The 13,555-nt window shown below is 54.1% G+C and carries 13 protein-coding genes; 3 read left to right on the top strand and 10 right to left on the bottom strand.

Annotated elements, in window-relative coordinates; translation table 11 throughout:
* The first annotated feature begins 118 nt into the window (after positions 1-118).
* A complete protein-coding gene (locus MKY96_RS31135) occupies positions 119-364 on the top strand; it encodes a DUF2164 domain-containing protein (protein ID WP_340946487.1) in 246 nt (81 codons plus the stop codon).
* 42 nt (positions 365-406) lie between these two features.
* Entirely contained in the window at positions 407-955 is a 549-nt protein-coding gene (locus MKY96_RS31130; RefSeq protein ID WP_340946486.1) for a GNAT family N-acetyltransferase, read from the top strand.
* A gap of 102 nt (positions 956-1,057) precedes the next feature.
* On the opposite strand, the gene MKY96_RS31125 is transcribed toward MKY96_RS31130, so the two are convergent.
* The 4 genes from MKY96_RS31125 to MKY96_RS31110 all read right to left on the bottom strand — a co-directional run bounded on the left by MKY96_RS31125 (position 1,058) and on the right by MKY96_RS31110 (position 4,808).
* Positions 1,058-1,720 carry an MOSC domain-containing protein gene (locus tag MKY96_RS31125; RefSeq protein ID WP_340946485.1) on the bottom strand — a complete coding sequence of 221 codons (663 nt, stop codon included), beginning with the start codon at positions 1,718-1,720 and terminating at the stop codon, positions 1,058-1,060.
* On the bottom strand, positions 1,710-2,234 hold the full coding sequence (locus MKY96_RS31120; protein ID WP_340946484.1) for a GNAT family N-acetyltransferase: 525 nt from the start codon (positions 2,232-2,234) through the stop codon (positions 1,710-1,712). The genes MKY96_RS31125 and MKY96_RS31120 overlap by 11 nt, the downstream gene beginning before the upstream one ends.
* 60 nt (positions 2,235-2,294) lie before the next feature.
* The gene (locus tag MKY96_RS31115) at positions 2,295-3,506 is read right to left on the bottom strand and encodes an MFS transporter (protein ID WP_340946483.1); all 1,212 of its coding nucleotides are present in this window, start codon (positions 3,504-3,506) and stop codon (positions 2,295-2,297) included.
* Positions 3,507-3,980: 474 nt separating this feature from the next.
* Positions 3,981-4,808 (bottom strand): formate/nitrite transporter family protein, encoded by an 828-nt coding sequence (locus tag MKY96_RS31110; protein WP_076080893.1) that lies wholly within the window; start codon positions 4,806-4,808, stop codon positions 3,981-3,983.
* A 421-nt stretch (positions 4,809-5,229) separates the two neighbouring features.
* Between MKY96_RS31110 and MKY96_RS31105 the strand changes: the two genes are divergently transcribed.
* Positions 5,230-6,393, top strand: coding sequence for a YncE family protein (locus tag MKY96_RS31105; protein WP_340946481.1), 1,164 nt, complete (start codon positions 5,230-5,232; stop codon positions 6,391-6,393).
* A gap of 131 nt (positions 6,394-6,524) precedes the next feature.
* Here MKY96_RS31105 and MKY96_RS31100 read toward each other — a convergent pair whose 3' ends face one another.
* From MKY96_RS31100 to MKY96_RS31075, 6 genes are all read right to left on the bottom strand, one after another.
* Positions 6,525-7,889, bottom strand: coding sequence for an FAD-dependent oxidoreductase (locus MKY96_RS31100; RefSeq protein ID WP_340946479.1), 1,365 nt, complete (start codon positions 7,887-7,889; stop codon positions 6,525-6,527).
* 402 nt (positions 7,890-8,291) lie between these two features.
* Positions 8,292-8,846: a hypothetical protein gene (locus tag MKY96_RS31095; RefSeq protein WP_340946477.1), complete on the bottom strand. Its 555-nt coding sequence runs from the start codon at positions 8,844-8,846 to the stop codon at positions 8,292-8,294.
* A gap of 152 nt (positions 8,847-8,998) precedes the next feature.
* Positions 8,999-10,633, bottom strand: coding sequence for a formate--tetrahydrofolate ligase (locus MKY96_RS31090; protein WP_340946475.1), 1,635 nt, complete (start codon positions 10,631-10,633; stop codon positions 8,999-9,001).
* A gap of 243 nt (positions 10,634-10,876) precedes the next feature.
* A complete protein-coding gene (locus tag MKY96_RS31085) occupies positions 10,877-11,353 on the bottom strand; it encodes a glutathione peroxidase (protein WP_340946473.1) in 477 nt (158 codons plus the stop codon).
* Positions 11,354-11,437: 84 nt separating this feature from the next.
* Positions 11,438-12,460: an LLM class flavin-dependent oxidoreductase gene (locus MKY96_RS31080; protein WP_340946471.1), complete on the bottom strand. Its 1,023-nt coding sequence runs from the start codon at positions 12,458-12,460 to the stop codon at positions 11,438-11,440.
* Positions 12,461-12,795: 335 nt separating this feature from the next.
* The gene (locus MKY96_RS31075) at positions 12,796-13,134 is read right to left on the bottom strand and encodes a DUF3243 domain-containing protein (protein WP_340751213.1); all 339 of its coding nucleotides are present in this window, start codon (positions 13,132-13,134) and stop codon (positions 12,796-12,798) included.
* Positions 13,135-13,555 lie beyond the last annotated feature (421 nt).

The raw sequence follows: 13,555 nt of genomic DNA, 5'->3' as shown, positions 1-13,555 counted from the left end.
ATACCCGTTAAGCCGGGAATGTTCAATAAAAGTTGAGCAGCCCCCGCATCCTTTGACTTCTCTCCCGGCGATGGAGTAGCATGATAAATATAGGAATATTAAGACAAGGGGGATGCTTATGCAACCGGTAAAACTGCCTAAAGAGCAGCGCGATATGATTACGGACAATATCCGTGCCTACTTCGAGACGGAGCGCGGGGAAACGATCGGCCACCTGGCCGCAGACAATCTGCTGGAGTTCTTCCTGAAGGAGCTGGGACCGGCGATCTATAACGGGGCGCTTAGCGACTGCCGCACACTTACCCTCCAGCGCATGCAGGCTCTGGAGGAAGACATCTACGCCTTGGAGTGGAGGAAGCGTTAGTTCAGCGTGGGTTATATCTCATAACGTATAGGGGGCAGCCGCATGTTTAATTATGTCATAGATGAAGAGCTGAAGCTGAAGCTGCTCATGCCGGAGCATGCCCGTCAGATGTTCGCTCTGGTGGAACGCTCCCGCCACCGGCTCAGGCAGTGGCTGCCTTGGGTGGACGGCGTAACCGAACAGGCCCATCTCACCACGTTCATTAAGAACTCCGTGAAGCAAGGCATTGATAACGGCGGGTTCACCGCCGGGCTGTGGGTCCGGGAGGAATTGGCCGGTATTATCGGCTATCACGAGATTGACTGGCATAACCGCTCGGTCGGCATCGGCTACTGGCTGGGCGAAGGCTATGAGGGACAAGGCTATATGACCAGCGCCTGCCGGGTCTTTGTCGATTATGCCCTGCTGGAGCTGGAGCTCAACCGCATCGAGATCCGCTGTGCCACAGGCAACATGGCCAGCAGAGCGATCCCCGAACGGCTGGGATTTATCTTCGAAGGGGTCATCCGCCAGGCGGAGAAGCTGCCTGCCGGTTATGTGAACCACGCGGTGTACGGCCTGCTGCGCAGCGAATGGAAGCTGCTGGGCTGAAACTAACTATTTTAGCTGGACTTGTTCCACTTGTTTGCGGTTATTTGCTTGAAGGGCTGGGCGGAGTGGCATGTGCACGCGGGGTGGAGAGGGACGAGCGTCCTAGCCCTCCGCCGCATCCAGCCATCTCTGGAACCGCTCCCGGAGGCCAGCCGCAAGGCTCTCCAGTCCGGCCAGCTCCGCAAGGCCCGTATGATCCTTGCGCCCATGCTCCATCGAGTACAGAACCTGCCTCACCGGGATACGGCCTGCTCCGCCCGCAAGCTTGGTAATCCGGTCCCCGGCCGCAAGGCTGCCTTCACGCAGCACGCGAAGGTAGAAGCCGCTGTAACCGGTGGACAGCACCTGGGCCGGCATATCTGCAGGTCCATGCTTCTGCGTGAGCTTGAAGCACGGGAAGCGCGGCTGGCTCACCTCCAGCAGTGCTGTACCGATCTCAAACACATCCCCGATGCACACCTCAGTCTCCAGCAGTCCGCGCGCCGTGATATTCTCGCCGAAGGCGGAAACCTCCAGCTTCCGGCCAAGCCGCTCCTCCCAGTGGGCATAATGCTCCACCGGATAGACGCAGACTGCCTTGTCAGGGCCTCCATGATTGACCAGATCCGCTTGCCCGTCTCCGGTGAACCCACCCACCCGAAGCGCAAGCGGACCGGCTACCGGCAGCTTGTAGATTCCGGTATCCAGCGGCTTACCGCGGTACTCTACCGTCTTCGGCTTGCCTACATTAAGCGAGACGACTTGCATCTTCACTTCACTCTCCATCCCCTTCTCCTCCCGTCAGCCTGCAGCTCATGAATACTTCATCCACATAACGTCCGCTTAAGTAGAATTCCTCCCGCAGCCGTCCCTCTTCCTCGAATCCGCATTTGCGGTAGAACTGAAGCGCCGGTGTATTGCAGGAGAGCACACGCAGCCGCAGCTTGCGGATTCCATGCCTCGCAGCATGGCGCTTGATCTCCGCGATCAATCGGCTGCCTACACCCAGCCGCTGAAAGCGCGGGTGCACAGCGATATTCACCTCGCATACATGGCGGTTGCTCTCCATCCCGCTGGGACAGCCGAAGCCGACATAACCGCATAGCTCCCCGTCCTGCAAGGCCACAAGCTGGGAGCCGGGCGGCGCATGCAGCAGATAGTCCTCCCGAGAGCGCCACATCAGCGGACCCGGGGTTGTATTCTCCGTCCAGATCATATTATCGAGCACGATCAGCTCACGGGCATCCTTGATTTCGGAGGGCCGGATAAGCAGTGCAGCATCTCTGTTAATTGGTTGCATTATTATACACCCCTTGCCTTACTAAGCAGTTAGTAAAAGGATTAGTTGCAGCATGAACGATTATGCAGCCCTGCGCTCAAGCTGTACAGCGGAACGGTTCATATAGGCGTGGAGCGCGAAGAATCCTACGGACAGCACAGCCATGCCGCAAGCCAGCCAGCCGGTTGGCGCAAGACCGCCCCTGTCGAACTGAACACCCATCAGATAAGGCCCGATGACACGGCCGATTGCGCCAATTCCGCCGCTCAGTCCGAGATAGAACGGCGCGCTGCGCTGGGCATGCTCCGAGATGAAGGAAGGCATCGCCGGAGAGATCAGCATCTCCCCAAGGGTAGCCAGCACCATACCCAGCAGCATCCCCGGATAGCTTGGCATAAACAGAATTACAGCATACCCGCCCAGGTAAAAGACGGCGCTTGCTGTCATCTGCGCGGTTGACGTCTGCGCGAACCCGCGCTTGATCAGGCTGACCAGCGGCTGCGCCGCGAAGATCAGCACGCCGTTCAGCGTCCAGAGGAAGCCGTATAGCTGCTTCGACCAGCCTTCCGAGATAATGAACGGCGAGACTCCGCTGTTCCAGATCGAATTGCCGATCAGCAGGAACATCGAGCCCACCGCCATGAACAGATAGATCCGTATATGGCCGAGGAGTCTCCAGCCCGACACTTCATGCTGCGGTTGCTTTTTCGATACTGTGCTATGAGCCGGTGCCGTCCCTACCTTGCGCAGATAGACGAAGAAGAATCCGGCAAATACGGCCGAGGTCACCCCGTTGAGCACAAAGCTCAGCATATAATTGCCCAGGAAGCCGCTCAGCGCGGTTCCCAGGGCTACCCCTATATTATTGGCAACATAGATGATATTGAACAGCTCTGCGCGCTGCTCCGCGAACCGGAAACCGATAAACGCCTGGATCGCCGGGAGGGAGAGGGAGTTGAACAATCCCATCAGACCCATGACGATTATGAATACGCTCCAGCTTCCGCTCGCCCACGGGAGGGCAAACAGCGTCAAGGCATTCATCGCTAATGCGCCGACAATCAGGCGGTTCACTCCTACCTTATGATACAACGAACCGCCCAGCAGCTGACCGGCAATCCCGCCGAGTGACTGCACCAGCAGCACAATTCCCGCGTCCTTCATACTGCGTCCCAGTTCATCGAATACATACATTGTAACCAGCGGCCACATCAGCGCACTGCCGGTAGCATTAATAAGACTGGCAATCAAAAATACTTTAATTTCCTTCGGATAGGCCTGCATGAATCTCATATCTTGTCTGTCATCCCCTGTAACATAGCTGTCATTAATCCATCCAGTATCATCCCAAAACAGGGGGCGGGGCAAGCATACGCGTTAATGCTGTATCGCGGGAAACCAGGGAATTATCCTATTGAAAATCAATCCTGTCTTCACCGCCGCCAGCGATATTAATATTCTATAACCCGCTCTTTCACACGTAAAGAAAAATACCTCGCCCGCACTGATTCGTTCCCCGGAAGCCGGGGTAATGAACCATATGAAACACTCCCTATTTTATTCACCGTGAGATCCGATTTCGTTCCCCCGAATCGGATTGCACGGTGAATTTTGTTTTGTCCGGAGGATGATCCTGCTGTACCCGATACAAAAACACTCCCTGTCTCTACGAATCCCTTGGTGCAGGGTGCCGAGAAGCAGGAAGTGCTTAGGCCAAGCTATGTTACAGACCAGCGATGTGATTCACACCGGGTCAAAATCTGTAGATTAAGCGTGTTTCTTCAATCCAGCAGCAGGTACGCCTGCGGCTGGGCTCACAGCACCCGGCTCCTTGCGCAGATAAGCCATCCAGTACGCCGCAGCCACGAAGATTGCGCCGCCCGTCAGATTGCCCAGCCAGACCGGAACGAAGTTGGCCACATACTGGCCCCAGGTGAAATGTCCTTCGAAGATCGCAGCAGGGATAAGGAACATGTTAGCTACAACGTGCTGGAAGCCGATGGCTACAAACGCCATGGTCGGGAACCAGATACCGAGGATTTTGCCGCTGAAATTGTCTGCCCCGTACGACAGCCATACCGCCAGCGCTACGAGCCAGTTACAGCCGATCCCGGAGATAAAAGCCTGCAGGAACGTAGCATCGATCTTATGCTCCGCCATACTTACCAGCTTCTCCAGATACACGCCATCTGATGTAAGACCAACGATGTGACCGAAGAAATAAGCGACGAATAAGGCACCCGCCAGGTTGCTGAGTGTGATCAGCACGAGGTTCTTAATGACTTCCCAGAACGAAATCTTCTTCGCAATGAACGCCAGCGGCACCGCCATCATATTCCCTGTCAGCAGTTCCCCTCCGGCAAGCAGCACCAGGATCAGTCCGACCGGGAATACGGCTGCTCCGATAAAGTTGGCAATGGACCCCCACTCGGCAGGCGCACCTGCAATGACACGAATATCCAGCAAAAATCCGAGCGCGATAAACGCTCCTCCCAAGAAACCAAGAATGAGTACAGTGCTGAGCGGATTATGTGCCTTCTTCACTCCGTTCTCTACCGTGACTTCAGCGATTCCCTGCGGTTTGTTATAAGCCATGATTCCTATCCCCTTCTAATTACTTAAAATTTGTTCCTTTATGCCATTGTAACGTGATCCCAATCACATTTACGTGATAAAAGTCACTATCATAAAAACCACGTGAAAGTTTTCACTGACATGTCAAATTTACCATAAAAGCTGGTGCTGCGGTACAAAGAGAAAACGGATGTCTCCCCTAAAGAGGCAGTTCTTTCCTATGGGCTTTCCTCGTGGGATTCTATTATTCTTCGTTATTTCCGCCCTTTTTGACAATCTGGCAGGACATTATGCTAGTCGGGCTGGAGAATTCATACATACCCTACAGCAGACTTCCAAATGCGGCATCCGTATTCCATCTGGTGCGCCTGCCCATCTGGCCAGCCGGTCCTCCGGGTCCGGGAAGTCCATCCGGTTCAACACCAGGAAAGGGGATTAATCCATGAATTTAAACAAGGCAGAAGCAAGCAACAGGAAATTACCCTCACGCGATCCTTATGTCTACGTGACTTATGAAATTGACTATCAACATGGCTATGTCGCTGTTATTGATCCTGCAGAAGATCGGATCATCAAGCGGATTCAGGTAGGTGCTAACCCTGGCGCTATGGCTATGGACCCCGACGAGAAGAAGCTATTCGTAGCGAATACCCGCATCGGTTCACTCTCCATTATTGATACGAGATCCCATAGCATTCTCAATACGGTTCCCGTGGGCAATATGAGCTCCAATCCTGCCCGTCCCGTTGCAGTCTTGGTTGCTTCGAATGGCAAGAAAGCCTATGTGGCGAATTATGGAGATAAGAACGTTACGATTATTGATTCTCCTACGAATACGGTTTTGAAAAATGTGGATGTCGGTCCAGGCCGGCCTTTCGCCTTGGCGAGCAATGAGAATAGCTCCTATATGTATGTAGCCTGTAAGGTTGCCGATGGAAGAGATTATGTCGCCGCCATATCCATTGAGGATGACAGCGTTCATCCATACGGGTCCCAATTTCAGCTCACCTTTGACACGGCACACAATCCACTGGTCGTCCACCCGGAGGGGTATTCGCTAATCGCTCTTGGAAAGACCGGTATGCTCTGTTTTTATGACGGTGATGTACAAGGCGAGCCTACGACCTCAAGTTTGCTGGATAACACGGTATCCGGCGTCTACCTGGACAACAAATTATTGTTTTGCACCACGGAAAACGATAGAGGCTATCTGAAACTATTTAATGACCTGTACGCTGATTGGATGGGAACCATATATGGCAATGCCCTTCCAGATGTCACCAGTTATAAAGGCCAGGATAAAATCCGGCTTTCGCGTAGGCAAGTGTATATTGGGGTCACAATTCAACCAACTTCTTTACCGACGGGAGGTCTGCAAATCTTCAACACTACACGCGCCCAGACCCGGTTCGTTCCGCTTACTTCTGTCGGCGATCTGGCATTCTTCTCCGACACTAAGGCTTATGTGGGAGAATCAAGAGCGATTCGCCCGATTGATCTGACAACCGCAAACGCAACGGCCCTGCCTGCTATTGAGATTGGACCCACAGACAGCAATCCTATCGCCGTCAAGAATATAATCTCCGGGTATCGCAATCAATCGTAATCGACACGTATCGTTAAAGTTGAGCTGCCTCAACAAGTCGAAGTTGACTTGAGAGGCAGCTCTCCTTGTCTATTGCCGCATCAAAAAAAGAGCCCTGAATGGGCTCCGGCAGAACATTTTATATTTTACAATTATGCGTGTACTGGCTCTTTGACTGCAGCAAGTTTCGGCAGAGCCTGGAGGCCTGCGGTGTTCAGGAAGTTCCAAGGCTTGTTGTAATGCGGCTGGAAGAAGAAGTCGATGAAGCCAAGCTGGTCTACAGTCATCTTATTCTGGATGCAGACCGATACGGTATTGATCGACTGCGTCAGATCCATCTTGGACATAATCTGCGCGCCCAGAATGCGGCGGGTGGCACGGTCAAAGACCACTTTTACCTGAACCTGCTCAAAGGTTGGCATGAACTCCGGACGGTAGTTGTCGATCAGCATGACACTTTCCGCATCCATCCCTTCAGCCTTGGCAGCCTCTTCAGTCAGTCCGGTTCCGGCAATATTGTCCTCGTAGATCTTGATACCCGACGTTCCTTGCGTACCCATGTAAGGGATCGTGTTCGAGACCAGATTGCGGGCAACCAGCGTTCCCATACGCACTGCGTTGGTGGCCAGCGGGATATACGCGTGTTTACCCGTCGGATTGTAATGAATCGCACAGCTGTCACCGGCAGCATAGACATCCGGCAGGCTGGTCTGCATATAATCGTTAACCATAATCGCGCCGTTCGGCAGCATATCCACTTGACCCTTCAGCAACTCGGTATTCGGACGGAAGCCGATGCAGAGAATCACCAGATCGGTCTCATGTTCACCCTTGCTCGTAATCACCTTGGTCACTCTTCCGTTCTCACCAGCGAAGGAGGCGACCTTCTCGCCCAGCGCCAGCTTAATGCCGTGATCCTCAAGCGACTGCTGGATCGGTGCGGTGAACTCTTCATCGAGATATTTGCTCAGGATGCGGTCTTCCCCATCAATCAGCGTAACTTCCTTGCCGTTCATCTGAAAAGCCTCCACCAGCTCGACCCCGATATATCCGGCACCGACCACAGTAATTCTTTTCACCTTCTGCGCTTCTTCGATAATGGTGTTGGAGTGATTGTAGTTCTTCGAGAGCAGGATGCCCTCCATCTCTATTCCTTCAAGCTTAGGCACAATCGGCCATGAGCCTGTTGTCATAATCAATTTGTCATAAGTATCTTCCATTTCCTCGCCGGTCACGAGGTTGCGGGCTTTCAAGGTTTTGCGGGCGGTATCAATGTTGATTACCTCATGGCGCATCTTCGTCTGCACACCCAGCGCAGCCAGCTGTTCCGGGGAGGAATAGAATAGTCCCTGCGGGTCCTTGACCACACCGCCAACGTATAAGGCAATGCCGCAAGACAGGAATGAGATATTATCGTTGCGCTCGTACACCGTAATCTGTGCATCCGGGTATAACTGTGCGGTATTTACAATGGCGGCCGTTCCGGCGTGGGTACATCCAATAACTGCTACTTTCATGATTTCTTCCTCCTCCAAGTTGAAAAGCTTATTTAGTAGGGCTTGTGAGCTCGTGACTGTGCTTATAAAACTATGCATTTGTGATTGTTTTCACTTTATACACTGATTATATTGTGATATTTATCACATTGCAAGAGTTATTGTGATTTTTCTCACATTGTTCACAATTTCAAATTTTAATCACTTTGGAGTTCCACCACATCATCCACTCCAATTGTGCCGCCGATTCCCTCTTCAACCTTGGCTTAGTTTCCCCCGGAGGAGGGGCATTATGTCTGCCAGGAGCAGGAAACAACAAGAGGGAATCTGGCCTACGCGGCGCGCCCGGTCCCATTGTGATCGGTTTTTCGATTACATTTGGCCTACGCGGCACGCCCGGTTCAATTGTGATCGGTTTTTCGATTACATTTGGCTTATGCGGCGCTCCCATGGTCCAATTGTGATCGGTTTTTCGATTACATTTGGCTTATGCGGCGCTCCCGGTCCAATTGTGATCGGTTTTTCGATTACATTTGGCCTACGCGGCGCGCCCGGTCCAATTGTGATCGGTTTTTCGATTACATTTGGCCTACGCGGCGCACCCGGCACATCCTGTTCAATTGGGATCGGTTTTTCGATTACATTCCGCTTACGTGGCGCACCCAGTCCCATTGTGATCGGTTTTTCGATTACATTTGGCCTACGTGGCGCGCCCAGTCCAATTGTGATCGGTTTTTCGATTACATTTGGCTTACGTGGCGCACCCGGTCCAATTGTGATCGGTTTTTCGATTACATTTGGCTTATGCGGCGCGCCCGGTCCCATTGTGATCGGTTTTTCGATTACATTTGGCTTATGCGGCGCGCCCGGTCCCATTGTGATCGGTTTTTCGATTACATTTGGCCTACGCGGCGCTCCCGGTTCAATTGTGATCGGTTTTTCGATTACATTCGGCCTACGCGGCGCGCCCAGTCCCATTGTGTTCGTTCTGTTTTTAGGCGCGCTGCTCATTTTCATGCTGGGGTTGTGCCTTGAAAGACATGTTTGTTTTGGCATACAAAAAAGCCTCACCCTCCGCAGCATATCTACGGTAAAGTGAGGCCAAACTACAACTATTAGCTGATGCTGTCTTATTCCAGACCCGAAATTACGCCCTCCTCATCGACCAGCAGGCCTTCTGCTGCGGGCTTGGCGGGGAGACCCGGCATCGTGACCATGTTCCCGGTGATCACTACAGCGAATCCTGCCCCGAGGGACAAGGTAATATCCCGGACGCCCATAGTGAAGCCTTCCGGTGCGCCGAGCAGCCGGGGCTGATCCGAGAAGGAATACGGGGTTTTGGCCATGCAGACTTGAAGATGGTGCAGACCCAGCCGGTCAATGACAGCGAGACTGCGCTTGGCTGCCGGAGAGAAGGCTACTCCCGCGCCACGGTAGATCTCCGTGACGATGCGGTTGATTTTGGACGGAATATCCAGATGGTCTTCATACAGCGGCGCATAATTCACAGGCTCTTCCCGGTCCAACAGCTTCATCAGCTCCTTCGCCAGCTCCTGTCCGCCCGCGCTTCCCTCCGCCCATACCTTGGATACTGCAGCAGGTACACCCAGCCGCCCGCAGGCTTCCAGCACCTCATTCACTTCAGCAGGAGCATCCCCTTCAAAATGATTCAGCGCCACCAGCACAGGCACACCGAACTTGCGCAGGTTCTCAATATGCCGCACCATATTGGACAATCCGGAGAGCAGCGCCGGACGGTTGCCCTCATACAGCTCCTCCTTGCGGACGCCGCCGTTGTATTTCAGCGACTTCACCGTCACCACCAGGACAGCAGCCGCAGGAGCAAGCCCGGCCTGGCGGCATTTGATGTCCATGAATTTCTCCGCGCCCAGATCCGCGCCGAAGCCTGCCTCCGTCACCACCACATCGCCTAGCTTCAGCGCGTAGCGGGTTCCTATCACACTGCTGCAGCCGTGGGCAATATTGGCGAACGGGCCGCCATGCACAATGACCGGGGTTCCTTCCAGCGTCTGCACCAGATTCGGCTTCACCGCCTCCTTCAGCAGCGCAGTCATCGCCTCCACGGCTCCAATCGCCTGTGCCGTTGCAGGCTGGCCCGCATGGTCATACCCGACCAGAATGCGGCTGAGGCGCTGCTTCAGATCCGCAAGATCGCTGCACAGGCAGAGCACAGCCATAATCTCGGAGGCTGTTGTAATCTGGAAGCCGCTCTCCCGCACAGTTCCGTTGCCGTCGCCAATGCCGGTCACGATATTCCGCAGGCTGCGGTCATTCATATCCATAACCCTTTTCCAGACGATCCGCTGCGGATCAAGCCCCAGACTGTTGCCCTGGAACATATGATTGTCGATCATCGCCGAGAGCAGGTTATGCGCTGCGCTCACCGCATGGATATCCCCTGTGAAATGCAGGTTAATCTCATCTGCCGGAACGATCTGCGCCTTGCCGCCTCCGGTCGCTCCGCCCTTCATTCCCAGACAGGGACCGAGCGAAGGTTCACGCAGCGCTGCTACCGTGCGTACACCCGCTGCATTCATCGCCTGGGCGAGCCCGATGGTCGTCAGCGTCTTGCCTTCACCTGCCGGTGTTGGATTCATCGCGGTCACCAGAACCAGCTTGCCGTCCGGTTTGTGCTTCAGCTCTGCCCAGAGCGAGGGCGACAGCTTGCTTTTGTATTTGCCGTACAGTTCCAGATGCTCCTCCTTGATCCCCGCTGCCGATGCTACCTCTGTAATTAACCTCATGCCGTTATGTAACCCTCCTGCCGTTATTATCCTGCATCCTTGCTTCCTGTATGCGATTCATGTAGTCAGGCGAAGCATTTCTCTTCAAAGAATACAGGGTCTCTGAAAAGATTCAAGGATAATTTTCATACAGGGTGAAACTTAATTGTATAGAAAACTCCCGGACCGGGCGCATCTGCACCACTATCCGGGAGAACACGTATAGCCTGGCTCCAGCCTTCAGAGCGGGTGATTTCAGCCTCATTACAGCAGGGATTCGATAAGTCCCTTCATGCTCTCCGGTGATTCCTTAGGCTCGACACGGGCCACTACATTGCCGCTGCGGTCCACCAGGAACTTCGTGAAGTTCCACTGGATATCACTGCTCTCGCCGTCACCCGGCTGCTGGCCCTTCAAATATTGAAACAGCAGGCTCGCCTCCGGACCATTCACATCGACCTTGGCGAACACCGGGAACGTAACCCCATAGTTAATCTGGCAAAAGGACTCCGCTTCCTCGCTTGTGCCCGGCTCCTGACCGGCGAACTGGTTGCATGGAAAGCCCAGCACCACCAGCCCCTGGTCCCCGTACTGCTCGTACAGCTTCTGCAAATCTCCGTATTGCGGGGTCAGTCCGCACTTGCTGGCCGTATTGGCGATCAGCAGTACCTTGCCCTCATAGTCCTTGAACGGCACTTCTGTACCCGAAGGCGTCACTCCTGCAAAACTATAAATCGACATCTCTGCTTCGCTTCCTTTCGGCTATATAATTAACCTCTTCATTCTACCCTATTCGCAGCCAAAACCAAATTCCGGCGGCAAAGGCTACGCCCTGCGCTGCAGCCCGCAGGCTTCGGCGATGAGCCGGATGGATTGCAGCTTGTCCTTGAACTCATGGATATGCGAAGAAATCATCAGCTCCCCGCAGCGGTATTCGTCCGCCAGCAGCTGAAGCTGCTCCCTGACTTCAGCAGGCGAGCTTATGACCATCCGCTTCCGGTTATCCGTAATGGTGAAACGGTCGTACGGGGTATATGTATAGTTCAGTGCAGTCTCTACAGACGGGGTCGGGGAAGAGAGGTGTTCCCTCTCCAGGCTAACCAGTGAGAGATCCATACTGGCAGCCAGCCGGTCTGCTTCGGCCGATGTCTCCGCACAGACGGCGAACACCGCAAGCAGCGGCTTCGGCGATGCAGCAGCCACGGATGGCGCGAAGCTGTCCTGGTACTCATGCACCGCGTCCGCTCCCCCATTCCCGGCAATGAACCGGGCGAAGGCATACCCGGTACCCAGCCGGGCCGAGAGCACCGCACTCTCCCGGCTTGAGCCCAGCAGCCAGACTTCCGGCGCTGAGTCCACCGCAGGCGTTGCCCTTAATCCGGCATAACGCTGCGGGGCTGCTCCGCCCTCAAATTCATAGAGATAGGCTATCAGCTCCTGAATCTGCTGCTCGTACCGGTCAACGTCGTCAATAGTCACACGGGTATCCTGTAGTGCTTTGGCGGCCAGGGCACCGCCGCCTGCCGCTCTCCCTATCCCGAGATCGATCCGCCCGGGATATAGCGCCTCCAGGACGCGAAAATTCTCAGCGACCTTGAACGCACTGTAATGCGGGAGCAGCACCGCTCCCGAGCCGATGCGGATCGCTGAGGTTACCGCAGCGAGATGCGCCATCAGCACTTCCGGGCTGGAGCTGGCGAGGCCCGGCGCAGCATGATGCTCCGCGACCCAGAAGCGGTGATAACCGAGCCGCTCCGCTTCGCGGGCCAGCAGCGCCGTCTGCCGGAGCGCTTCGGCCGGAGTGCTTCCCTCCGGCACCGGGGATTGATCGAGAATGCTTAATTTCATATGAGAACAACTCCAATGGGTTGGATTGTAGAGGCTTCAGAGTACCGTACATCCTATACTAACTATACCCGTACCGATGTAATTCACAACCGGAAGATTGTAATGCCGTCCTAGCAAACGCACGGGCCCAAGATACGGTTCAGCCACAGACTGATGTGTCAAAGGGTACTTGCACAGGAAACAGGCGGCTCCGCAAGGATCACGGAACCGCCTGGATTTATTTTCATAGGAATGAATGCAACAATGCTGTTCATGTTACTTTTTCAGGGAGCCATGTTGCTCGTTGCTGTTGGTGATACTGGTAGTGCTCCTGTTGCTTACCGGCGCTGCCTCTGTTACTGTTGCACCATCTTCACCAGCATATGCGCCAGCCGGTGGCGCTCCTCCTTGTTCCCGGCCTTCCACAATTCCAGCAGCAGCTTCTCTTCACTATTGCGGGGTTCCTCATACGCTGCCAGATAACCGGCGATTTTCTCGGCGGCCAGCGCCAGCTGTTCGTCGCTGAGACCGATTTTTTGCGCCAGTTGAATGCGCTTACCTAAATACGCCTTGAAATGCTCGAAGTTGTCCAGTATCATTTCCTTTTGTCCCGGATCGATCCGGTCCAGCGCCTCCGTTACCCGGTTCATGGTCACACTGCCGTCCTTACTCACCACATGATTATGTTCAGACATCAAGAAACGCCTCCCATTTCATAGTGTGCGGTTTCCCACTACTTAACCAGCGTTCCCGGGGGTGAACCACCGTTCCCGAACGAGTCTCCGCCCGCTTCAGCAGCATGTAAGTGGATAAACGTATCTTATTTTCCCGGTTTCAGAGGATTGGCAGGAAGCAAGTGGAAAAAGAGCAGCTAGTTGGTGGCGTTTTGGTACTTTTGCTGAATATTGATTAATTAAGTGCTCATTATCCAACTGCTTCCGGTGGATGATTCAATTGCGCCGCAGCAGTTGGATGGAATCCACTTATTTCCTGTGACGCGCATCATCAGGGCATATATTACCCAACATTAGCACACCTTTTAGCATCAGAGTATACATTACCCGGCATTAGCGCACCTTGTAGCATTAGAGTGTACATTACCCGGCATTAGCGCAC

Source organism: Paenibacillus sp. FSL R7-0302 (assembly GCF_038006885.1).
Taxonomy (GTDB): domain Bacteria; phylum Bacillota; class Bacilli; order Paenibacillales; family Paenibacillaceae; genus Paenibacillus_AQ.
This window is presented reverse-complemented; position numbering and strand designations above follow the sequence as displayed.